The sequence below is a fragment of the Sphingomonas gei genome, from assembly GCF_004792685.1.
In the GTDB taxonomy this organism is placed as follows: Bacteria; Pseudomonadota; Alphaproteobacteria; order Sphingomonadales; family Sphingomonadaceae; genus Sphingomonas; species Sphingomonas gei.
The window spans coordinates 361,220-382,488 of record NZ_SRXT01000004.1; the positions used below are offsets into that span (position 1 = coordinate 361,220).

General features: G+C 66.6%; 20 protein-coding genes and 1 tRNA gene. 10 read left to right on the forward strand and 11 right to left on the reverse strand.

Features of this window, described 5'->3' with window-relative positions; all coding sequences use genetic code 11:
• The first annotated feature begins 7 nt into the window (after positions 1 to 7).
• From E5A73_RS11605 to E5A73_RS11620, 4 genes are all read left to right on the forward strand, one after another.
• The gene (locus E5A73_RS11605; protein WP_135963982.1) at positions 8 to 301 is read left to right on the forward strand and encodes a proton-translocating transhydrogenase family protein; all 294 of its coding nucleotides are present in this window, start codon (positions 8 to 10) and stop codon (positions 299 to 301) included.
• Position 302: 1 nt separating this feature from the next.
• Positions 303 to 1,805, forward strand: coding sequence for an NAD(P)(+) transhydrogenase (Re/Si-specific) subunit beta (locus E5A73_RS11610; RefSeq protein WP_135963983.1), 1,503 nt, complete (start codon positions 303 to 305; stop codon positions 1,803 to 1,805).
• 192 nt (positions 1,806 to 1,997) lie between these two features.
• Entirely contained in the window at positions 1,998 to 2,936 is a 939-nt protein-coding gene (locus E5A73_RS11615) for a winged helix DNA-binding protein (RefSeq protein ID WP_168355907.1), read from the forward strand.
• 43 nt (positions 2,937 to 2,979) lie between these two features.
• Positions 2,980 to 3,055: transfer RNA gene (locus tag E5A73_RS11620), tRNA-Val, on the forward strand.
• Positions 3,056 to 3,073: 18 nt separating this feature from the next.
• Here the strand turns inward: E5A73_RS11620 and E5A73_RS11625 are convergent.
• Both E5A73_RS11625 and E5A73_RS11630 read right to left on the reverse strand, forming a co-directional pair.
• Complete coding sequence (locus tag E5A73_RS11625) at positions 3,074 to 3,433, reverse strand: hypothetical protein (protein WP_135963985.1); 360 nt, start codon at positions 3,431 to 3,433, stop codon at positions 3,074 to 3,076.
• Positions 3,434 to 3,517: 84 nt separating this feature from the next.
• Complete coding sequence (locus tag E5A73_RS11630) at positions 3,518 to 4,081, reverse strand: helix-turn-helix domain-containing protein (RefSeq protein WP_135963986.1); 564 nt, start codon at positions 4,079 to 4,081, stop codon at positions 3,518 to 3,520.
• Positions 4,082 to 4,170: 89 nt separating this feature from the next.
• Here E5A73_RS11630 and E5A73_RS11635 point away from each other — a divergent pair, with 89 nt between their 5' ends.
• Entirely contained in the window at positions 4,171 to 4,638 is a 468-nt protein-coding gene (locus E5A73_RS11635) for a DUF6456 domain-containing protein (RefSeq protein WP_135963987.1), read from the forward strand.
• A gap of 23 nt (positions 4,639 to 4,661) precedes the next feature.
• Here E5A73_RS11635 and E5A73_RS11640 read toward each other — a convergent pair whose 3' ends face one another.
• From E5A73_RS11640 to E5A73_RS11650, 3 genes are all read right to left on the reverse strand, one after another.
• Positions 4,662 to 5,597, reverse strand: a complete 936-nt coding sequence (locus E5A73_RS11640; RefSeq protein ID WP_240700144.1) for a DUF4861 family protein — start codon at positions 5,595 to 5,597, stop codon at positions 4,662 to 4,664.
• A gap of 77 nt (positions 5,598 to 5,674) precedes the next feature.
• Entirely contained in the window at positions 5,675 to 6,592 is a 918-nt protein-coding gene (dapF, locus tag E5A73_RS11645; protein ID WP_206366468.1) for a diaminopimelate epimerase, read from the reverse strand.
• 41 nt (positions 6,593 to 6,633) lie between these two features.
• A complete protein-coding gene (locus tag E5A73_RS11650) occupies positions 6,634 to 7,305 on the reverse strand; it encodes a glutathione S-transferase family protein (RefSeq protein ID WP_135963990.1) in 672 nt (223 codons plus the stop codon).
• A 317-nt stretch (positions 7,306 to 7,622) separates the two neighbouring features.
• Here E5A73_RS11650 and E5A73_RS11655 point away from each other — a divergent pair, with 317 nt between their 5' ends.
• The 4 genes from E5A73_RS11655 to E5A73_RS11670 all read left to right on the forward strand — a co-directional run bounded on the left by E5A73_RS11655 (position 7,623) and on the right by E5A73_RS11670 (position 11,671).
• A complete protein-coding gene (locus E5A73_RS11655; RefSeq protein WP_240700145.1) occupies positions 7,623 to 9,923 on the forward strand; it encodes a DUF2339 domain-containing protein in 2,301 nt (766 codons plus the stop codon).
• Between the two features lie 80 nt (positions 9,924 to 10,003).
• Complete coding sequence (locus tag E5A73_RS11660; protein WP_135963992.1) at positions 10,004 to 10,210, forward strand: ParD-like family protein; 207 nt, start codon at positions 10,004 to 10,006, stop codon at positions 10,208 to 10,210.
• A gap of 2 nt (positions 10,211 to 10,212) precedes the next feature.
• Positions 10,213 to 10,971 carry a type I methionyl aminopeptidase gene (gene map, locus E5A73_RS11665; protein ID WP_135963993.1) on the forward strand — a complete coding sequence of 253 codons (759 nt, stop codon included), beginning with the start codon at positions 10,213 to 10,215 and terminating at the stop codon, positions 10,969 to 10,971.
• A gap of 187 nt (positions 10,972 to 11,158) precedes the next feature.
• The gene (locus E5A73_RS11670) at positions 11,159 to 11,671 is read left to right on the forward strand and encodes a winged helix-turn-helix domain-containing protein (RefSeq protein WP_168355908.1); all 513 of its coding nucleotides are present in this window, start codon (positions 11,159 to 11,161) and stop codon (positions 11,669 to 11,671) included.
• A 105-nt stretch (positions 11,672 to 11,776) separates the two neighbouring features.
• Here E5A73_RS11670 and galU read toward each other — a convergent pair whose 3' ends face one another.
• The 5 genes from galU to E5A73_RS11695 all read right to left on the reverse strand — a co-directional run bounded on the left by galU (position 11,777) and on the right by E5A73_RS11695 (position 18,787).
• Complete coding sequence (gene galU, locus E5A73_RS11675; RefSeq protein ID WP_135963995.1) at positions 11,777 to 12,646, reverse strand: UTP--glucose-1-phosphate uridylyltransferase GalU; 870 nt, start codon at positions 12,644 to 12,646, stop codon at positions 11,777 to 11,779.
• Positions 12,647 to 12,726: 80 nt separating this feature from the next.
• A complete protein-coding gene (locus E5A73_RS11680; RefSeq protein ID WP_135963996.1) occupies positions 12,727 to 14,040 on the reverse strand; it encodes an outer membrane beta-barrel protein in 1,314 nt (437 codons plus the stop codon).
• 14 nt (positions 14,041 to 14,054) lie between these two features.
• A complete protein-coding gene (locus E5A73_RS11685; RefSeq protein WP_240700146.1) occupies positions 14,055 to 16,217 on the reverse strand; it encodes a GumC family protein in 2,163 nt (720 codons plus the stop codon).
• 123 nt (positions 16,218 to 16,340) lie between these two features.
• A complete protein-coding gene (locus E5A73_RS11690; RefSeq protein ID WP_135963997.1) occupies positions 16,341 to 17,840 on the reverse strand; it encodes a GMC oxidoreductase in 1,500 nt (499 codons plus the stop codon).
• Entirely contained in the window at positions 17,837 to 18,787 is a 951-nt protein-coding gene (locus E5A73_RS11695; protein ID WP_206366469.1) for a glycosyltransferase family 2 protein, read from the reverse strand. Before E5A73_RS11695 ends, E5A73_RS11690 begins: the two co-directional genes overlap by 4 nt.
• A gap of 168 nt (positions 18,788 to 18,955) precedes the next feature.
• Here E5A73_RS11695 and E5A73_RS11700 point away from each other — a divergent pair, with 168 nt between their 5' ends.
• Positions 18,956 to 20,053 (forward strand): acyltransferase family protein, encoded by a 1,098-nt coding sequence (locus E5A73_RS11700; RefSeq protein ID WP_168355909.1) that lies wholly within the window; start codon positions 18,956 to 18,958, stop codon positions 20,051 to 20,053.
• On the opposite strand, the gene E5A73_RS11705 is transcribed toward E5A73_RS11700, so the two are convergent.
• On the reverse strand, positions 20,050 to 21,261 hold the full coding sequence (locus E5A73_RS11705) for a glycosyltransferase family 2 protein (protein ID WP_135964000.1): 1,212 nt from the start codon (positions 21,259 to 21,261) through the stop codon (positions 20,050 to 20,052). The two genes, E5A73_RS11700 and E5A73_RS11705, sit on opposite strands and share 4 nt — an antisense overlap.
• Between the last annotated feature and the right edge of the window lie 8 nt (positions 21,262 to 21,269).

Consider the following 21,269-nt stretch of genomic DNA (forward strand, 5'->3'; position numbering starts at 1 on the left):
CAAGCCGATGGACTTCATCTCGATCCTGTCGATCTTCGTATTGGCCTGCTTCGTCGGCTATTACGTCGTCTGGTCGGTCACGCCGGCGCTGCACACGCCATTAATGGCGGTGACCAATGCGATCTCGTCGGTGATCATCGTCGGCGCGCTGATCGCAGCTGCCGCCGCCGGGCTGGGCAATGGGGGCACGGTTTCCAAATGGCTCGGGCTGCTCGCCGTGGTGCTGGCCAGCGTCAACATCTTCGGCGGCTTCGCGGTGACCGCGCGGATGCTGGCGATGTACAAAAAGAAGGTACGCTGAGATGGAACATGCCGTCGCAGTGAGCCCCTGGGTGTCGCTGGCCTATCTGGTCGCGGGCGTCTGCTTCATCCTCGCATTGCGCGGGCTTTCGAGCCCCGTCACCAGCCAGCGCGGCAATCGCTTCGGCATGATCGGCATGGCGATCGCGGTGGTTACGACTCTCGTGACGCATCTTCCGGTTGTCGTCCCTCCGTTTGACGCAGGTGGTGGAAGGATCGACGATCGCTGGAACTTCTGGGATCCGCTCGTGGTGGTGGAGATACTGGGAGCTATCGGGCTCGGCGCTGCCATTGGCATTGTCACTGCCCGCCGTATTGCCATGACCGCAATGCCGCAGCTTGTCGCTGCGTTCCACAGCCTCGTCGGCCTCGCCGCGGTGCTCGTCGCCGCAGCCGCGTTCCTCAATCCGCTGGCGTTCGGCATCGCGCAGGTGATCCGGCCGATCTACGGGCCCGACCTGATCACCATCCTGCCGGTCAGCCGGATCGAAATGGCGCTCGGCGTCGCGATCGGCGCGATCACTTTCTCCGGATCGGTGATCGCGTTCCTCAAGCTCAACGGCAATATGAGCGGCAAGCCGATCCTGCTGCCCGGCCGGCACGTCATCAATCTCGCGCTGCTTGCCTCGATCCTTGGGCTGATCGCCTATTTCGTCACCGACCAGTCGCCCTGGATCTTCTGGACGATTACCGTGCTGAGCTTTGTGATCGGCTTCCTGCTGATCGTGCCGATCGGCGGGGCGGACATGCCGGTCGTGGTGTCGATGCTCAACTCCTATTCGGGCTGGGCCGCGGCGGCGATGGGGTTCACGCTCCACAACACCGCGATGATCGTCACCGGCGCCTTGGTCGGCAGCTCGGGTGCGATCCTCAGCTACATCATGTGCCGCGCGATGAACCGCAGCTTCATCAGCGTCATCGCCGGCGGCTTTGGCGGCGACAGCAGCGGCGGCGCGGCCGCAGCGGCGAGCGATCGGCCGTGGAAGCGCGGCAGCGCCGAGGACGCGGCGTTCCTGATGAGCCAGGCCGAGCAAGTCATCATCGTCCCCGGCTACGGCATGGCCGTGGCGCAGGCGCAGCACGCACTCAGGGAGATGGGCGACAAGCTCAAGGCGCATGGCGTGCGGGTGAAATACGCCATCCATCCCGTTGCGGGCCGCATGCCCGGGCATATGAACGTGCTGCTCGCCGAAGCCAATGTGCCCTATGACGAAGTGTTCGAGCTCGAGGACATCAACAGCGAGTTCGCGCAGACCGATGTCGCCTTCGTCATCGGCGCCAACGACGTCACCAACCCCGCCGCGAAGACCGACAAGTCGTCGCCGATCTACGGCATGCCGGTGCTCGATGTCGAAAAAGCCAAGACGGTGCTGTTCATCAAGCGCTCGATGGGCGGGGTCGGCTATGCGGGTGTGGACAACGAGTTGTTTTACCGCGACAATACGATGATGCTTCTGGCCGATGCCAAGAAGATGGTGGAAGAGATCGTTAAGTCGCTCGACTAGACTGCGATCGATGGGGGGAACGGGGAATAGTACCTCGCCACTCGATCCGTAATGGACGCTTGATCGACCAACTCGCCGCGCGGGTCGCCTCATAACCTCCGAAACGGAGGAATTCGGACTCAATTGTTTCGGGGCCATGCGGCATCTCCGGAACAGAAGACGAACCTGAGGCAGGTGATGGCGGGATTGACCATGCTCCAAGAAGCCCCGAACCAAGGCTATGCCAGCGGCGCTCCGGCCGCATTGGTCATTGCCGACAGCGCCGATGTCGCGGCGGCGGCGCTCGATGCGCTCGCGCTCGCCGGCTGCACCGCGCGCAAACGCGTATCCTTCGGCGAGGCGTCGGCCGATCTCAGCAATTATGATGGACTCGATCTCATCGTGATCGAAGCGGCGGGAGCGCCCGATGCCTTGCTCGACCTGGTATTGGCGCGCGCGGATACGATGGCGCGCGAACGTTCGCTGGGCATCGTTGCGACGGTCCTGCCCGAGCAGGTCGACGTCGCCGTAGCGCAATTGCTCGGCCCGCATTGCCAGATCCTGTGCAACCCTGCGCGTGCCGAGCGGCTCAGCGCGATCGCTGGCGCCAAATGGCATGCCCGCGGCGTGATGGACGACGTCAATCGCGAGGCCGAGTCGGTCCGCCTGCGCCGATTGAGCGAGGAAGTGGCGCGGATCGCCGAGACGCTGGCGCGGCTGACCCGCAGCGACGATGCCGAGCCGCGGGTCGGCGTGCGCGATCGCGGCAGCGGTTATCGCGGGCCCGATCCGGCGCCGGGCGTGGAGATCGACGCTGCGGAGATTCGCTCGGTGATCCGCGCACGGCGAATGCGGGCGCAGTTCTTCGCCGACGAGCTGTTCGCCGACCCGGCCTGGGACATGCTGCTCGACTTGTTCGCGGCGCAGCTCGAGCGGCGCCAGGTGTCGGTCTCCAGCCTGTGCATCGCCGCGGCGGTGCCGCCCACGACGGCGCTGCGCTGGATCGGCACGCTGCACGAAGCGGGGCTGTTCGAGCGCCAGGCCGACCCCAGCGACCGCCGGCGCGCCTATATCGGACTGAGCGCCAAGGGGATCGACGGCATGCGCAGCTATGCCAGCGCGGTGAAGCGCGCCGGGCTCTATCTCGTTTGAAGCCTTGCCCCGGGACGCGGCTTTTGGCATCGGCGGGGTGCAAGGGCGCTTAGCTCAGTTGGTAGAGCATCTCGTTTACACCGAGAGGGTCGGCGGTTCGAGCCCGTCAGCGCCCACCATCCCCTGGCACCGGTCGCTCAGCTGGCCTTGAAGGTCGGCGCGCCATTGGCGTAGTTGAGCGTCACATAGGCGTTGTCGCAGACGTTGATGTTCGACCAGATCGCACTGGTGTCGTCGGCGAAGGTCGCCTTGACGTCGTATTTGCAGCCGCTGCCCTTGTCGAAATGCACCGTCATGCGGCCCCCCGGCTTGGTATCGCTCTTCTTCGCCTCGGGCTCGACCTTGTTTGCGACCCAGCTGCCGGCGCCGGCGGCGGAGATGTCGATTCCCTTGATCGGCTTGCCGGTGTTGTTGGCCAGGACGAAATCCCAGTCCTCGGCCAGCGCGGGCACGGCGAACATCGCCACCGCGGCGATTGCCATCGCTGTTCTGATCATCGCAGTCCCCTCCTGCATTTTGCCCTTTTCTGATCGCAGACTGCGCCTCCGCGCTGCGCTCGGCAAGGGGCTCCGACGGAAGGACTAGAGCGCGCGGACCAGCCGCACCGCGCAGGCAATCCAGGGCGGATCGCTCACTACCTGCTGGCGTGCGCCGGCACCGAGCGGCAGCAAATGCAGCTTGTCGCCTTCGCGCCCGATCAGCCGGCCAAACACGAAGCGCCCGGCTGGACGGGGCACCAGCACGTCGCGGTTGAGCGCGCGGGCATAACCATCGGGGGCGAGACGGTCGCACCAGATCTCGTCGCCGGCGCGATAATCGCCGATGCCGCCGCCCACGGTGACGGCGACCATCCCCGGCTCGCCGCGCGGCGGGACCACCGAAGCAGGCCGCCGCGGCGCCTGCGCGCCGCTGCCGTCGAGGATCGCGGCAACGGCGATTTCCGGCCGGTCGGGCAGGCGCACCAGGTCCGACGCGTCGACTCCGAGCGCCGCGGCAATGCGATTGAGCCAACCGACCGAGACGGTGCGCGTGCCCGTCTCGAGCCGGCCGATCGTCTGCGCCGTGGTCGGCGGGTCGCAGCGCCGCGCGACATCGTCGAGCGTGAGCCCCTTGGCACGCCGAACCTCGCGAATGGCGGTGATCATCGCCCGTCTCCTAACCGATTTGGTTTTTCCTCTTTCCTACAAACAGGACTCCGTGGCAATAGCGGCGAATCGAACGAAAGGAGTACGAAATGCGCGAACTCGCAGAGCGGAAGATCGATGCGGCTGGCGCAACCGGTGCACGGGCGCAGGGACGACGGAGCGTCACCGTCAACCTTGCCGAGTCGCCATTGAGCTGGCTGCGGTCGCGCGGGCATGTCGATGCGCGGCAATTCGAGGCGGGCGAGCGGCTGCGGACCGATTACGAGATCGCGGCGCTGGGCCCGCGTGTGACGATGCGCTGGGACGCCAGCCCGCGCGCACCGCGCGGTGCTGCGCCCGCCGAAGATCCCACGCTGGCGCAGATCGGCGCGAAACGCCGCTTCGACGCGGCGGTGTCGGCGGCAGGGCCCGGGCTGGCCGACGTGCTGTGGCGCGTGGTCTGCGCCGGCGAAGGGCTGGCAGCCGCGGAGAAGGCGCTGGGATGGCCGAGCCGCGCCGGCAAGCTGGTGCTCGGCATCGCGCTCGATCGGCTCGCGGATCATTACCGGCTGCGTTGAGCCGGCGGCGAACTACGCGGCGATCATCGTCCCGCGGCCGGAGCAGCGAAGGTCACGCGCTCCGCCGCCGCATAGCGGTCCCAGTCGCCGCGCGTGCGGAAGCCGCCATTGCCCAGATTCCAGGCCGAGCCCGAATAATAGACGAACGGCTTGCCCGGCGTGACGCGGAGCAAAGCAAGATGATTGTCGGCATCCTTGACGACATCGACGAGCATCGACGGATCGAAGCGCAAGGCGATCGCCATGCGGCCATGTCCGCGCTCTTCGGGGCCCCACCACGACAGCAGTCCGCGCGCTTTGTCGACGGTCAACTCGCCCTCGGCACCGGTGGGTTTGCGGGCGATCCCGATCCCCACGACCAGCAGCCCTGGCTTGTCCGAACCGAGGGTCGAAACCATGCGGGTGAAGTGGGTGCCCATCGGCAGCGTGAAGCGCCGAGACTCCCAGACCTTGCGTGTCACAGCGACCGGCCACGGCGCATAATCGACTTCGAAGTCGGCAGCGTCGGGACCGTTGCGGAGGATGCGGTGCTTCGTGAAATTGCGTGAGGTCCACAATTTGTTGTCGAGCCAGATGCCCAGCCCGCCCGCGCCGCGCGACGTGCCGACATTGTAATAGTCGAGGCCCTCGCCGTGAAAGCCGTGCTGGTCGCCGCTCTTGAGCTGCCGGTCCATGAACGGCCAGGCGACGTTCTTGCCCCAGCTGTCGATTCCCGATCCCGACGGCGGCTCATAGGCTTCGAGCGCATGGCCGTAGATGCGGTGCGCGGTGCGGTCGTTTTCCCAGAGCAGGTCATCGTAGCGATAGTCGGCGAGCATCACGTTGGCGCGCGGCGTGCGGTCCGACGCTGGGGGGAGGGGCTTGTCGATTGTCGGGAGCTGCGCTTCGGGCACGTCCTGCGCGGCGAGCGAAAGCGGCAGTGCCAGCAGCGCGGCTGCTAGCGAACGGACCCATGGCATCGGCATTCCTCTCGCGGCGCCGGTGGTCCGGCCTTCTGATCGAGCCAGGCTAGCCAGGCCCTTCCGGGCTTGCAAGCTCAGCCGAGCGCCGCGACTGCCGCGTTCCATGCCCCGGCTTCGTCCTCGTGCCGGGCGTGGATTTCGGGGGGCTGGGCTCGCTCGTCCGGAAGATCGATTTCGACGCTCGCATCGTAGAGGAAAGTGGCATTGCCGCTGATCGTCACCATGCGGTCGGCGTCGGCGCGTCCGCGGACCAGCCCGCCCTTGTTGAACACCCGCACTTGCGCGCCGATCGGGACGCTCCCGGTCAGTCCCGCGGCGAGCACCGATGCCGCCATCGCGCTGCCGCAACTGTCGGTCAGCCCGACGCCGCGCTCGAAGGTACGCACGAACAGATCGGCGCCCCGCAGCTCGACGAACGACACGTTCGCGCGGCCGGGGATCAACGCCGGCCCTGCCTCGCAATATTCGCCCAATGCGACCAGTTCGGCTTCGTCGATCGTGTCGACGAACGTCACCAGATGTGGGTTGGGCATCGCCACCGCCGTGAAGCTGCGGGTGCTCGGGAGTTCGGACAGCGGGCCGATCAGGCCGACATCCATCGGCTCGAGCGAGGCTGGTCCGACGATCGTGCGAATTGTCACCACGCCGGGCGCGAGTTCGGCCTCCCGTGCGACGTCGGCCGAGCTGGTCTTGAGCTTTACCCGTGCGGTCTTGAGCCCGAGCGCCTCGAACCCGGCACGCGCCACGCAGCGCAGGCCATTGAGGCAGGTTTCGGCTTCGGAGCCGTCCGAATTGAACATCCGCATGCCAAAGGCGTGTCCGCCATCGCCGCCGACGAGCAGCAACAGCCCGTCACCCCCCACCGGCCCGTCGCGATCGGCAAGTGCGCGCGCCACGCGTGCCCAGTCGGAATCGTCGAGCGTGATCCCGCGCGCATCGATCAGGGGAAAGTCATTCCCCGAGCCGTGGCATTTGGTGAAGGCGAACCGCATCCCGCGCATTTAGGGCGTGGAGTGCGGCTTGGCTACTCGCCTCAGGCCAGCTGCGGTGCCGTCACCGGTCCGCCCATTGCGGCGACCACGGCATGGTCCTTCGCGACAATCGACGCGAAGCTCGGCCGTGCCAATATCGCCGCGATATAGGCGGCGGTGCGCGGGTAGCGCGACGCGTCCGCCGCCACGCCGATGCAGCCGAGCGTGGCGAAAGGGCTCGCCACTGCGATATCGGCGAGCGTCAGCCGGTCCTCGACGAGGAAGCCGCTCGCCGGGATGACCTTCTCCAGATAGTCGAACAGCGGCGGTAGCAAGTCGCGTTCGGCGTGGTCGGCGGCTTCGTGGTCGCATTGCTGCTTGAGCACGCGCGGCAGCACGAAGCGATTGCCGAAGATCGCAGTGCCTGCCGCCATCACCATCGTATCGGCCAGTTCGTCATACCAGATCGTTCGCGCGCGGGCGCGCGGCTCTGGCGGGATCAGATTGGGCTCCGGATATTTGGCTTCGAGATACGCCACGATTGCGGACGAATCCGAGATCAGGAAATCCTCGTCCTTGAAGGCCGGTATCTTGCCGAACGGACTGGCGGCGTCGAAATCGGGGCTACCGCGGCCAAGGCCGGCTTGCTGCAATTCGAGAGTCAGCCCTTTTTCGGCCCCGAACACCATGCATTTGCGCACATAGGGCGACAGCGTCGAACCATATACGATCATCGGACATTCTCTCCATCATGCTGCAAACCTGACCTTCCGGACCCCGGGAACATCTGGTTTGCCACGACAGCGCGAATCCGCTGTGCCAAGGAGACGCAGTGAACGCTTTGACGCTCCTGTTAGCCCTTGGTGTCGGCGCGGCCTTCTTCGTGGTCCTGCGTCGCCTGCGCTTTGTGGAACAGGAGTTGCGCCGCGTCGAGTCACTCGTCTCCTCCCCCGAGAGTCACGAGTCCCGTTTTGTTGCAACGCCGCAGAACGCACGGCCGGAGGCAGTCGGGACGCCTGCGACGCCGGACGTCGTACGACCAGCCGCGCGGGTGATTGCAGCTGCGCACCGCTCCGCCGATCCAGCCATCGCACGGGCCCCAATCCGAGCGGAGCCCGCGCCGGCGCTCAACCTCGAGTCGCTGATCGGCGGCCGGCTGCCGATATGGATCGGCGGCGCCGCGCTCGTCCTCGCCGGCTTCTTTCTCGTTCGCTATTCGATCGAGAGTGGACTGCTCGGCCCGGCGGTGCGCACGCTGCTCGCCGCCTTGTTCGGCGTGGCGCTGATCGCGCTCAGCGAGGCGGCGCGCCGCTTGCCCGCGACCGCCGAAGACCCGCGCGTCGCGCAAGTGCTTGCCGGCGCCGGCATCGCCAGCCTCTACGGCACGCTCTACATGGCGGCCGCGCTCTACCATCTGATCCCTCCGCTCACGGCGTTCGTCGCAGTGGTCTTGGTCACTGCCGCGGCAATGGGACTGGCGCTGCGCCATGGCCCGCCGACCGCAGTGATGGCGCTGATCGGCGGCTTCGTGGCGCCGCTCGTCGCCGGATTCGACGCGGCGGGGATCGGCCCGCTGCTGGTGTATCTCGGCTTGTTCATCGCAGCATTGTTCGGGCTGGCGATCCATCGCGGCTGGGGCTGGCTCGCGCTTGTCGCCAGCATCGCCGGTTTCGGCTGGATCAATTTTCTGATCGTCGCGCTGCCCGGTGGCGACGACCTGTCGGCAGTCGGCGCCTTCACCATGCTGCTCGCCGTCTGCGCCAGCGCGGCGCTGCCCGCCACCGGCACGCACAATCGCTGGTTGCGGCTGGCTCCGCTCGTCGCCGGCTTCGTCCAGTTGCTGGCGCTCGCGCCGGCGCTCGAATTCGGCGCGCTGGCGTGGAGCTTCTACCTCGTGCTGGCCGGCGCGGCGCTGTTCCTGTCGTGGCGCCGATCGCTATATCTGCCTGCGGCACTGGCGGCGCTCGGCTTCCTCCTGGTGCTCGAGGGGCTCGCGTTGCTCCAGCCCGAGCGCAGCGCGACTCCGATTGCGGCGATTGTCGCGACGTTGCTGTTCGCGCTTCCCGGCCATCTGCTCGCCAGTCGCGGGCGCAGCTGGGCCGCGCTGGCCCTCGGCGGCACGGCGGGGCCGCTGCTGGTGGCGCACGCTTGCGCGCCTTCGCTGCTCGCGCCGGCAATCTGGGGCGTGATCGAACTGCTCGCCGCCGGGGCCTGTGCGAGGCTGGCATGGCGTGTCAGGAGCGACGCCGGCGATCCCGTATTGGTCGCCGCCACGCTCGCCGCGGCCCTGCTCGCCGCGCTCGGCCTCGCGCGGTTCCTGCCCGGCGCGTGGCTGGGACTGCCGCTCGCATTGGCGGTGCTCGGGCTTGCCGGCTGGGCGCGTGTCGCGCGCGCGCCGGCGCTGTTCGTGCTTCCGGCGCTGCCCTATCTCGCCGCTTTGGTCGTCGCCGCGATACCGCTTTTCGGGCTGGCCAAGCTGATCGTCGCGTCGCTGGCCGGTGATTCGCTGCCCTATCTGGCCCTCCCCGCCTTGCCCGATCTGTTCCGCGCGCTCGCGCTGCCCAGCGCCGCCTTGCTCGTGGCGCTGCTCGACGCGCGACAGCTCGGGCGTGCCCGGCGGCTGGTCGGTAGCATGGCGATCGGCGTCGCGATCCTGCTCGCCTATGCGCTGGCCAAGCAGGCGCTAGCGATCGCGGCCCTGCCGCGTTTCGTCGAATTCGGCTTCGTCGAGCGTGCGCTGCTCACCCAGGCATGCCTTGCCGCCGGCTGGATCCTGCTGCGCCGCCGCCGCTTTACGTCGCTTGCGAAGATCCTGCTCGGGCTCGGACTGTTGCGGCTGGTGTGGTTCGACCTGCTGGTCCTCAATCCGGTGATCGAGCCGCAGGCAGTGGGCGCGCTGCCGCTGCTCAACGCCGCCGTGGTGCACACCGCGCTCGCCGCCTTCTGGCTATGGTTGCTGCCGAAAGCGCGCGGCTGGCGCGTCGGGGCGGCGCTGCTGACGATCGCCACCGCGCTCGCGGTGATACGCCAGGCGACGCATGGCAGCATCCTGACCGGCCCGGTCGGCACGCTGGAAAATGGCGGCTATTCGGCAGCGCTGCTCGGGGTGGCATTGTTCTGGTTGTGGCGGGGGATCGCTGCCGGGATACACGATCTGCGGCTCGCCGGGCTGGCATTGCTGACCCTGGTGACGTTCAAGGTGTTCCTGATCGATGCCGCCGCGCTCGACGGCGTGCTGCGCATCCTGTCGTTCCTAGCGCTCGGCGTGGTGCTGATCGGGATAAGCTGGGCGTATAGCCGCTTCCTGGCGCGCCCCGCCGTCGAGGTACAGGTAGCGCCCCCCCAGGACTGAAGTACATGCCTTCGCCTCGGTTGAATCGAGTATACGAAACGTATATGCTTCGTATCGTGGTATCTTCGATCGGGAATTTGATGGGCATTGTGAAAATCGACGGCGCGCTTCACGAGGAGGCCCGTCGCGCGAGCACGATCATGTGCCGCTCGATCAACGCGCAGGCCGAGTTCTGGATGAAGATCGGGATGCTCGCCGAGGCCAATCCGACTTTGTCTTTCAACCAGATCGTGAAGATGCAGCGCGAGGCTGCGCAGGCCGGCGGGCCGGGCGCGATGGCCGCCTGAACATGGTCAAGACTCCCGACGAATTGATGCTGATGCGAACCTCGGGCAAGCTGCTCGCCTCGGTTTTCGAAATGCTCGACGGGCAGGATCTTGCCGGCATGTCGACGATGCAGGTCAACGATCTGGTCGAGCAGTTCATCACCGTGGATCTTGCCGCGCGGCCCGCGAGCAAGGGGCAATATGGCTTCCAATATGTGCTGAACTGCTCGATCAACCATGTCGTGTGCCACGGCGTGCCCGACGCGGACGCGATCATCCGCGACGGCGACATCATCAATCTCGATATCACGCTGGAGAAGAACGGCTTCATAGCCGATTCGAGCAAGACCTACCTCGTCGGCAATGCGCCGCCGGCGGCGCGCAGGCTGGTGCGCGTGGCGCAGGAAGCGATGTGGCAAGGCATAAAGCAGGTGCGGCCGGGAGCGCGGCTCGGGGATATCGGTTTCGCGATCGAGCGGCATGCCAAGAAGAACGGCTATTCGGTCGTCCGGGAATATTGCGGGCACGGCATCGGCCGCGAGATGCACGAGGAACCCCAAGTGCTCAATTTCGGTCGACCGGGAACCGGCCTCGAGCTGCGTGAGGGCATGGTATTCACCGTCGAGCCGATGGTGAACCAGGGCACCCGCATGGTTTCGACCGAAGCGGACGGATGGACGGTCGTCACGAAGGATCGCAAGCTTTCGGCGCAATTCGAGCACACCGTCGCGGTCACCGGGAATGGGGTCGAAGTGCTGACCCTGCGCAGCGACGGGAGCTGAGTGTCCGCGGGCTAAATGAGTCGTTCTCGACTCGTCACGATCGAATTGGGACAATTCGCTTACAGCGCAGGGCAGTCGCGGCTTTGCTGCAGTCGCGAATGATGTATGCTGCAACCGCGAGATGACGATGTAGCGTTGGCAGGGCCAACATTTGAGAAGGGGCCTGATGCACGCTGAGCGCAATCACATGGCCGATCTGTTGCTGACGTGCGAGGAGCGGCTTGTCGATACGCGGCAGGTGCTCAGCGAGTTGCTCGACGCAGTGCGCCGCACGCGTGGGCTTACGCAGGACGGCGCCGCTTCCGATCCAATGCCTGCTCTGCTGGCGCCCGAGGCGCTCACTCAAATGCTCGCCGCGCTCGAGCCGTGGGCCAGCGACGCACCCCGGCGGCGCGCACCTCCGCGCTCGCTTCGCCGCGACGAAGGCATTTTCTATATCGGCCAGCGCCGGTTGCCGCTCAGCGACACCGAGACGCGCGTGCTTGCCGAAATCTGGGAAGCGCCGTCCGAGCCGGTTTCGCGCGATGCGATCTTCGCGGCGCTCTATCCGCGCGAGGACAAGCCTGGGATCGGGGTGATCGACGTGTTCGTCTCGAACCTTCGCCAGAAGCTCAAGCTGGCCAGCGACGGCGGCGAGTATATCGTGTCGATCCGCGGTAAGGGCTGGGCGCTCCAGAGCGATCGCTGCCAGCGCGATTGATCGCAATTCAGTTCCCCTGCGAAAGCAGGGCCCCAGAGCGCGTCGCTCGCGACCCTGGACCCCCTGCGTTCGCAGGGGAACGGATCCGTCGAAACCGAACCGATCCTAGCGCTGCGTCGTGCGAAGGAATGCCTCGATAGCCGGTGCGATGTCCGAGCGGGACAGCGCCGTCGCGATATTGGCCTGGACGAAGCCTGCCTTGTCGCCGCAATCGTAGCGCGTTCCTTCGAAGGTGACGCCGTGGAACGCCTGGTCGCCGATCATCTGCGCCATCGCGTCGGTGAGCTGGATCTCGCCGCCCGCGCCCTTTTGCTGTCCCTCGAGCACCTGCATCACTTCGGGCTGGAGGATGTAGCGGCCGATCACCGACAGGTTCGAAGGCGCCGTCCCGGCGGCCGGCTTCTCGACAAGGCCCTGCACTTCAGTCAGCGCGCCATTCCGTGTGCCCGGCGTGATGATTCCGTAGCGGTGGGTCTGGTCGTCGGGGACGATCTCGGCGCAGATCAGATTGCCGCCGACCCGATTATACGCTTCGACCATCTGCTTGAGGCAGCCGGGCTTGCCGACCATGAAGTCGTCGGCGAGCAACACCGCGAACGGTTCGTCGCCGACGATGTGGCGGGCGCACCAGACGGCATGGCCGAGGCCCATCGGCTCCTGTTGGCGGACATAGGCGACTGCACCCGGCCTGAGGCGAGTCGCGTCGAGAATTTCGAGCGACTTGCCGCGCGAAGTCATCGTCGTTTCGAGCTCATAGGCGATATCGAAATGGTCCTCGATCGCCGACTTGCCGCGACCGGTGACGAAGATCATCTGCTCAATGCCGGCCTCGATCGCCTCGTCGACGGCATATTGGATCAGCGGCCGATCGACGATCGGCAGCATCTCCTTGGGCATCGCCTTGGTCGCGGGGAGGAAGCGCGTGCCCAGACCGCCAACGGGGAAAACGGCCTTGCGTAGCGGCTTGATCGTCATTGAGCGTAGATCTCCTGGGGCGCCGAGCGCCGATGCATAACGATTTGAACAAGAGGAAGGTGCCGCAGCACCTGCCCGCATCAGAACATGAAGCTCACCCCGACCGTCACGATATTCGAGACGTAGGATAGCAACGGATTGTCCGATGCGCGCTTCTGATGCGTGTAATCCGCGTCGAGGCGCAGCTTGCGCCCGATATAATAGCGCGCGCCGAAGCCCAATTCGGTCTCGCGGCTGCTATTGTCGATCAGCGACGTGACGCCGTCGGCCACCGACGGGTTGATCCAGGCGTACCGCCCATCGGCGTGCAGGATCAACGCGCGCAGCAACTCGTGATCGGCTGAGACGCTGATCTCGTCGCGCAGGTTGCCCGCGGTGATGGGCGATGTGGTCTCGTCGACGCGGCGCTGAGCGATCGCCCGCAAGGTGGTGAGCGGCGTGATGTTCCAGTTGATGTTGGCGTAATAAGAAACGCCATTGACATCGTTGAGCCTGGGATCGGGATAGCGGAAGCTCAGATAGCCGAGGCGCACCGTGCCCGAGAGCAAATTGGTGATCTCGCGCGTGACGCCCACCTCGACCAGCGTGCTGTCGCCGCTGCGATCGACTGCAGTCAACGGATCGAACCCGACATCGCCCGGACGCAGGTCGTAGCGGCGCTGCTCCAGCGTCCCGCGCAGGACGAAGCTGGTCAGCGTATTGAGGTCATAGCTCGCCTGCGCCGTGCCGCTGTAAATGTCGAACGCGCGGAAGGCCTGGTCGATCTTGGTACCGTTGGCCAGCAGCGCATCCTCATAGGTCACCCGGCGAAAGCGGCCCTCGCCGCGAAGCCGCAGGCTGCCCATGTCCTGCTCGAACGCACCATTGGCGATGAAGCTGTTGTAGCGCACCGGCTCCGCCGATTGCGTGAAGCTCGACAGGCTGCCGCGCCGCTCGGCGCTGCGTGCGGCATCGACGCCGAGATAGATTCGCGTCTGGCGCGAGATATCGTAGCGGCCGTCCAGCGACGCGCCATATTCTGATACGTCTTCACCGGTATATTTAGCGTGGACGTCCCGGTCGAAATAGCCGGTGAAGTTGAGCGCGTTGCGCGACCAGGTCGACTTGACGTCTAGCTGCGGGTGGATCGTCAGATAGACGTCGCCACGCTTGTCGCTGTCGGTCGCGTAGATATTGTCGTCATACGACGCATCGACAGCGATCTGCGGCGTCACCCGGAACGCGCCGACCTGGTGCGAATTGTCTTCGAGCCGAGTGCGTTCGCGCCCGGTCACGCTCTGTACCGGTGCGGTTTGCGCCGCTGCGCAGCTGGCCGCGAAACTCGCGGCGCTCGCCAGCATGGCTGCACATGATTTGGCTGCGCGCCGACGCGCGTCTGTCTTGGCCGTGGTCATCCGACCATCCCCCTTCAATTGGTGTAGTAACCGCGAAACTTCTTCTGGTAGCCGTAGGTGTCGCTGTGACCCGTGCTCGCGTAGCGGGTGATGTCCACCTGCGTCAGTGCGATGCCGCTGATCTTGGCGCCGGCGTCGAGCAACACGTCGATTGCGGCTTCTACCGCGCGCAGCGACGTCTTTGCCCAGCGTGAGATCACCAGCACCCGATCCGCCGCGGCCGCGACTGCGCGGGCGTCGGCGACGCCGAGCACCGGCGCGGTATCGAGGATGACCACGTCGAAGCGCTTGCGCAGCTCGGCGATCAGCCGCCCGAGATTATTCGGCGTCAGCGGATCACGTGCATCCTGCTGCGATTCCGAAGTTCCGAGGACATAGGCGCCACTCGCCGGATCGACCACCAGCGCCTCGTCGAGCGAGACTTCGCCGCGCATATATTCGTACAGGCCGGGGCGCTTCTCGTGGATGAACTGCTCGCTCGAGCCGCGCCGGCGAAGGTCGCAATCGACCAAGACCGTGCGGGCGCCGCCCAGCGCCGCGGTCCGCGCGAGGCAGACCGACGTGGTGGTCTTGCCTTCCTGCGGCAGTGCCGAGGCGACCGCGACGACGCGACCCCCCTGCGCCGCTCCGCCGCCGAGCAGCAGGAACGCCTGGAGCGCACGAAGCGATTCGGCGAACACCGAGAGCGGGTGCGAGACGATATAATCCTGCGGCGGCTCGGTGGCGCGCATCTTGCCAAGCGTCGACTGGAGAGTCGGCACCGCGCCGGCATAACGGACGCGCAGCCGGCGCTCGACATCGGTCTTGGTGCGGACACCGCCCTGGAGATATTCGGCAAGCGCGATCGCGATCAGCCCCAGCGCGATGCCGCCGCCGATCCCGCCCAAGGCAGCGAGCTTGTGATTGGGGAAATCGGGGCTCTTCGGTGCCTCGGCTGCCGCCGCGATGCGCGAATCGGCCTGCTGGAGCCCTTGTTGCGCGCTGGTCTCGCGAAGGCGGTTGAGAAAGGTCTCGTAGATCGCCTTCGCGGCATCGGACTTGCGCTGGAGCGCCATCATGCCGACGCCGGCCGAGTTGTTGCCTGCGAGCGCTCCATTGGCGCGCGACTGGCTTCCCTGCAGCGACGAAAGCCGCGACGACGACACGCGGACATCGGCTTCGAGATTTGAGAGGATCCGGTCGATCTCCTGCTGGATCTGTACGCGTATCTCCTTGAGCTGGCTCTGTGCCTTGACCAGCTCGGGATGGAGCGCGCCATAACGCGCTTCGAGTTGGGCGACTTCCGAACTGGCAACCGCTTCGCTCTGGCGCAGGCTGCCGATCGTTCCCGAACCCAGCGCCGCGCCGACATCGGCGCCGCCGCCGCCGGCGCGAAGCTGCGCGCGCGCGGCGGCGAGCCGGCCTGACTTCTCAGCGAGATCGGCCTTGGCCACGGCGATCTGCTGATTGAGCGTCGAGACTTCCTGCTCGGCGTTGGTCGCGCCATTGGAGCTGAGCAGGCCATTGGCGATCTTGTACTGCTGCAACGCCGCATCGGCCTGCGACGAGGCGTCGCGCAGTTCCGCGGTGCGCGAGGTCAGCCAGGTGCTCGCCTGCTGATTCGCGCCGACCTTCGCGTCGCGCTGGGCGGCAATATATTGCTCGGCGTAGAGATTGGCAGTGTCGGCCGCAAATTGCGGATCGGTCGATTCGGCTTCGATATCGATCACGAAGGTAAGTCCGGCGCGGTTCACCGCAAGCATCTTCGCCATGGTCGAAGCCAACTCGGCGCGACCGGCCGCTGCCGAGCGAGCGTCGTTGGGACGCAGCTTGGCATAAGCATCGGCGGCGCGGCGCGCGATCTGTGGCGACTGGATCAGCCGCACCTGGGTGTCGACGACATCGCTGGTCCCCGGAAGGTCCGGCGTGACCGACTTCAAATTGACTACGTCGGGAGCGATCGGATCGATCAGCAGGCTTGCGGTTGCCGAATAGATCGGAGTCTGCAGCAGCGTCCAGGTCGCGGCAGCGCCCGCGACAAGCACGACCACGCCGAGGAACAGCCAGATGTTGCGGCGGAACACCATCCACACGACGCGCGGATCAGGAAGGATGTTGGCGCGCGTCTCGATCGGTGCACGGGTCTCCGGCTGATCTTCGCCCGCTGTCGAGGGGTTGGCGCTGTCGCCGTCCGCCAAAGTGATGCTGTTAATGACTGACCTCGATCGATGGACGTGGCAGGAAAGCGCGAGCTATACATTGTTCGCAGTTGCAGCATACGCAATTATTTAAGTTAAACTGTACGATAATCGGTCACGGCGTCAGCTTTGCCCAAGATGCTTCGCCAGCCGCGCCGCGAGCGCGACGATGGTGAGGGTTGGATTGACATGCCCGCCGGTCGGCATCACCGATCCGCCGCAGACATAAAGGCCCTGGGTGCCGTGGATGCGCAAATCGGTATCGACCACGCCATTGCGCGGCGATGTCGCCATCCGCGTCGCGCCGAGATGATGATAGCTCTCGAACATTCCCCCTGCCTCGAGCGCGCCGCTGGACTCGAGGCCCGGGAGAGCGAGCGGACGCGCGAGACCGCCTGCCCGCAGCCAGTAATGAACCGCCGCGGTGAGGAAGCGCGAAGTGCGTTGTTCGATCGCGCCGACGCGCCAGTCGATCGCGGCATGGCGCAGCCCGAGCGAGTCGCGGCGGCGGGCGAGAGTGATCCGGCTATCGAAGTCGGGTGCCTGTTCGAGATCGACCACCAAGGACGCCGTGACCGGCCCGAGCAAGGGTTCGCGCCCGCGCAGTCGCCGCAGCCCCGAAATCAGGCCGTCGCCAGGATGCGCCGCCACGTCGATCAGACTGTCGAGGCCCCAGCCGCGCCGGGCGTAGCGAAACACCGCCGAGGCATTGGCGAGGCCGTGCCTGGCCTGCGTCGCTGCGCTCAGACTCAGCCCTGCCTCATATTCGAGGCCCTTTGCGCGGCGAAAGCGATTGAACATCCGCTGGAGTCGCTTGGACTGACTCCGGTCCAGCGCGAAACGCGCCGTCGCGGCGCGCGGGTGCTGCATGAAATAGCGCCCGATGACCGGGGCGACGCCTGCGAGCAGGTTCGGGCTGTCCTCCGCCAGGTTGAGCAGCAACCGCGCATTTTCGATCCCGCCGCAACACAATACGATCTGCCGGGCACGCACCGTGCGTCGGGCTCCGTCGGCGGTACGGAGGTGCGCGTCGGTCCTGTCGGCGGCGGGCTCGATTCGGGTGAGGTTGGCGTCGAGAAGGACTCGCAGCCTTAGCGAGCGCCGGAAATCGGCGGCGAAGCGCTCGCCGAAATTCTGGTAGCGCCCGCCGCCGTCATGCCAGAATCGCCAGACGAATCGCTCGAGTTCAGCCGGAATATCGTTGTCGGCGGCGGTGGGAACGCCTTCCCAGCCATCGGCGAAGCCGCAAAGCCGCATCGCCTGCGGATAGAATGCGGCCAGTTCGGCGTGCGTAATCGGCCAGCCACTGCCCGGGATCCACGCGCGCTCGGCGAAATCGATCGGGTCGAGTTCGGCGCAGCGCCCGGTCCAGGCCACCGTCGTCCCCCCGAACACGCGATAGCGCCCCTCCTGCGCCGCGAACGGCGTACCCCGCTGCTGCACGCTCTTGAACAGCGACTGCGCCGTGGCATCCACGGCCATTCCGCCACCTTCGGCGAGCACGACGTCGCGATGGCCGTCGTCGAGCAACGAGGCGAGCGTGATTCCCGCAGCCCCGGCGCCGATGATCAGCACGTCACACTCGATAATCGCGTCGGGGACGGCGTGCAGTGATTCGATCACTCGAACTCGTCCGGGCCGAACAGCAGCCTGGCCGCGATCGGCCCGGTTGCGGAGGGCGCGCCGAACTTGTCCCGCACGATCGCCCTGGCAATGCCCAACAGCCGGCGGGGGTGGCCGAGCAACGGCAGCATCGCGTGCCGCATGCCGGCGGTGCGCTTGTCGTCGAGGAATCGGCGATGCGCGTGCTTGGTGTCGAGCGCGGCGACGTGCCGGCCGAGGATCGCCCGGTCCGCCGCCGCTATGTCCGGATGTCCGGCCAGCCGCCGGTCGGCCGCGAGCAATCGCCCGAGATCTTCGGTACGGTGGCGCCCGCTCAGCGAGGTGGCGCGCTCTACCGCGACATATCCGCACGCCTCGGACAATTCGAAGACGGCGCCGCGCGCCAGTGCCTCGGCGTAGAGCAGATAGTCCTCTCCCAGCCGGATATCCTCCTGGTAGCGCAATCCGATCTTCTCCAGCGCCGCGCGCCGAATCAACGGCTTGAGGAAACCGAGCTCGGCGCGGGGATGGCCGGGGCGCGAGATGTTGCGCGCGACGAATTCGTGGAGCGCGAGGCGGCGATGCCGATCGGCCAGCACGGGAACCGGCGCATCCTCGGCACCCTCGGGTACGAACAGGATATTGTCGGCGATGAAGTCCCAGCCGGGCCGTGCGAGCAGGCGGGCGAATCGTCCGGGCAGCAAAAAGTCGTCGGCATCGAGGATTGCCAGCAGCGGCGCCCGCCCAGCGTGGATCGCTGCATTGCGCGCAGCGGAAGGGCCGCGATTGTCGGGCAGGGCGAGAACCGACAGCCGCTGCGACCCGTCATCGGCGGCGCGCGCCTGGGCGATCGTGGCGTCGCCCGAGGCATCGTCGACGACGATAACCTCGGCGACTTCGGGCTGCGCGAGCGCCGACGCCACCGCGCGACCGATCGTCGCCGCGGCGTCGTACGCCGGAATGATCACGCAAACGCACGCTTCCATTTAAATGCCGCCCCCGGTTCAACGCCCGGATGCCAGGGCATTCTGCGTCGGCACCCCCTTCCTCTCGCGCGCACCGGCGGTCAAGCGCCGAGCGGCGATTGTCGGTTTTGCTGCCGTGCGCTAGGCAGCCGCCAGCCTGGGGGAATCATTTTGGGACACACTGCGCTCGAGGCGCCGGACCCGGCGCTTCCGCCGCCGCACCGCAATCACCTGCTGGCGCTCGACGGCTTGCGCGGCGTCGCGGCGCTCGCGGTGGTCGTCTATCATCGGCGCTGGTGGATCGCCGATGATTCGGACTTCATCCAGCACGCTTATCTGGCCGTCGACTTCTTCTTCATGCTGAGCGGCCTGGTCGTTGCGCTGGCATATGAGCAGCGGCTGATCGAGCGGCGGCTGAGCCTGCGCAGCTTCGCATTGCTGCGCGTGATCCGGCTCTATCCGATGATCCTGATCGGCGCAGTGCTCGGGGCCGCGTGGCTGTGCCTGCAGGCACTGACTCACCACGTTCCTGGAGACATCCTGCGGACCGCCGCTGCGTTCCCGTTCGCGGCTTTGCTGGTGCCGATCCCCCCGGCGCTGTTCCCGCTGCCGTTCGCGCTCAACGAGCCTTCCTGGTCGCTGTTCTTCGAAGTCGTCGCCAACCTGGCGTTCGCGGCATGCGTCCCGTGGCTCCGCGGGCGCGCGCTTGGTGTCGTCGTCCTGTTGTTCGGCATCGCGATGATCGCGACCTCGCTTGGATTCGACGGGCTCAATGCCGGATGGAAATGGGGCGAGCTTCACGCGGGATTTGTCCGCGTCGGCTTCGCCTTCTTCGCGGGTGTGGGGCTCTATCGCCTGCGCAAAACGAAGCATTGGCCGGCGCTTGCGCTGCCCTTTCCGCTGCTGTCGGTGGTGCTGATCGCGGCGTTGCTGCCCTCGCTGCTTCCCGGTGCCGCCAACGCCGCTTATGATCTCGCGATGACGATGCTGGTCTTCCCCGCAATCATCGTGCTGGCGAGCAACGATCGCGCAGCGGGACGATGGAATGGCGTGATGCGGGTGAGCGGCGAGCTTTCCTATCCGTTGTACATCACCCACTTCCCGCTGCTCGCGCTCTCCGAAGCGCTGCTGTGGCGGCTGCATCTGCCCAATGCCGCGATGCTGGCGCTCTCGGTGGGGATCGCGATGGTTGCGGCACTGGTGTTCGCGCGTGCCTTCGACGTGCCGGTGCGCAAGTGGCTCAATCGGAAGTTCGGCCGCCGGGGCTAGCCCGCGTCGGGCAGCAGCGCCGCGTTCCGCTCGCATACGCTGCCGGCGGACGGCTTGCCGAGCCCGAGCTTGCGCCGGACGAGGAGCCATGCCGTGCGGGCCGGCCCGACGAGATCGGTCGTCAGCCGCCGGAGTGCTGCAGCCTCGCCGGGGACCCGGCTCTTGAGTTGCCACAGCGCGCCGGCGATCATCGCCTCGACGACTTGCCTGCCAATCTCGCGCTGCGTGGCGAGTGCCTTCAGCCGCGGCAGAATTTCGGGGGCGAACGCGCCGGGAAAGCCGTGCTTGCCGTTGAGGATGCGCCCCGCAATCTCGACTTCGACGGCGGTCAGCGGTGTGCCCTGCGCAGCGGCGGCAGCGGCTTCGAGATCGTCGACCGCGCCCTCCCACAGATCGTGCCGGGCGTTGATGCAGGCGCGCTGGAGCAGCGCCGCACGGCGCAGCACCAGGGGCTCGCTGCCTTCGAGCAGCCCTTCATAGCCCTGGATCGGCAGCCGCGCGTGGAGCGTGCCGAAGATGCGCCGATCCCATTCGCGCCAGACCTGGTCGGATGCCGAGGCGGCGTGGAGCGCGCTGGCCGGGCCGCGCGCGCCCTCATGCTTGCGCTGGTCGAAGATGTAGCGGTCGAGATAGGCGGCGGGCACCGCCAATGCGAGCCGCACGAACATCTCGTAGTCGAGCGAGCGGAGCATCGTCTCGTCGAACGGGCCGACCTTTTCATAGGCCGAGCGGCGAACCAAAGCGGCGTTCTGCATCACGAACGCATCCTCGAGGATGTGCCGGACCAGCGATCCCGAGCCGAGGTCGGGCCAATAGCCGGTGCCGAGGTCGTTCCACTTGCCCGACGCGTCGGTGGTGAAGCGCGAATAGCGGCCAAAGGCGAAGCCTGCATTGCGCGTCTCCAGCGTTGCGAGCAGCGGCGCGACCGTATCCGGCCGCAACACGTCGTCATCGTCGCAGATCATCACGAATTCGCCGTCGGTGCGCGCCATGCCGCGATTGAGCGCGACCGACTTGCCGGCATTGTCCTGGCGAACATAGCCGACGCCTACAATCCCCGCGACGATCGCGGGGGTGTCGTCGGTCGAGCCGTCGTCGATCACCAGCAATTCGTCCGCCGGGCCCATCTGCGCGCGCACGGCGTGGATCGATTCGGCGATATAGGCGGCCCGATTGAACGTGGGCAGCAGGAAGCTGATGCGAGTCAACGCGTTAC

Coding starts and splice junctions, on each gene's coding strand:
- E5A73_RS11605 (WP_135963982.1), top strand. CDS start 8: ATGGACTTCATCTCGATCCTGTCGATCTTCGTATTGGCCTGCTTCGTC.
- E5A73_RS11610 (WP_135963983.1), top strand. CDS start 303: ATGGAACATGCCGTCGCAGTGAGCCCCTGGGTGTCGCTGGCCTATCTG.
- E5A73_RS11615 (WP_168355907.1), top strand. CDS start 1,998: ATGCTCCAAGAAGCCCCGAACCAAGGCTATGCCAGCGGCGCTCCGGCC.
- E5A73_RS11625 (WP_135963985.1), bottom strand. CDS start 3,433: ATGATCAGAACAGCGATGGCAATCGCCGCGGTGGCGATGTTCGCCGTG.
- E5A73_RS11630 (WP_135963986.1), bottom strand. CDS start 4,081: ATGATCACCGCCATTCGCGAGGTTCGGCGTGCCAAGGGGCTCACGCTC.
- E5A73_RS11635 (WP_135963987.1), top strand. CDS start 4,171: ATGCGCGAACTCGCAGAGCGGAAGATCGATGCGGCTGGCGCAACCGGT.
- E5A73_RS11640 (WP_240700144.1), bottom strand. CDS start 5,597: ATGCCATGGGTCCGTTCGCTAGCAGCCGCGCTGCTGGCACTGCCGCTT.
- dapF (WP_206366468.1), bottom strand. CDS start 6,592: ATGCGGTTCGCCTTCACCAAATGCCACGGCTCGGGGAATGACTTTCCC.
- E5A73_RS11650 (WP_135963990.1), bottom strand. CDS start 7,305: ATGATCGTATATGGTTCGACGCTGTCGCCCTATGTGCGCAAATGCATG.
- E5A73_RS11660 (WP_135963992.1), top strand. CDS start 10,004: ATGGGCATTGTGAAAATCGACGGCGCGCTTCACGAGGAGGCCCGTCGC.
- map (WP_135963993.1), top strand. CDS start 10,213: ATGGTCAAGACTCCCGACGAATTGATGCTGATGCGAACCTCGGGCAAG.
- E5A73_RS11670 (WP_168355908.1), top strand. CDS start 11,159: ATGGCCGATCTGTTGCTGACGTGCGAGGAGCGGCTTGTCGATACGCGG.
- galU (WP_135963995.1), bottom strand. CDS start 12,646: ATGACGATCAAGCCGCTACGCAAGGCCGTTTTCCCCGTTGGCGGTCTG.
- E5A73_RS11680 (WP_135963996.1), bottom strand. CDS start 14,040: ATGACCACGGCCAAGACAGACGCGCGTCGGCGCGCAGCCAAATCATGT.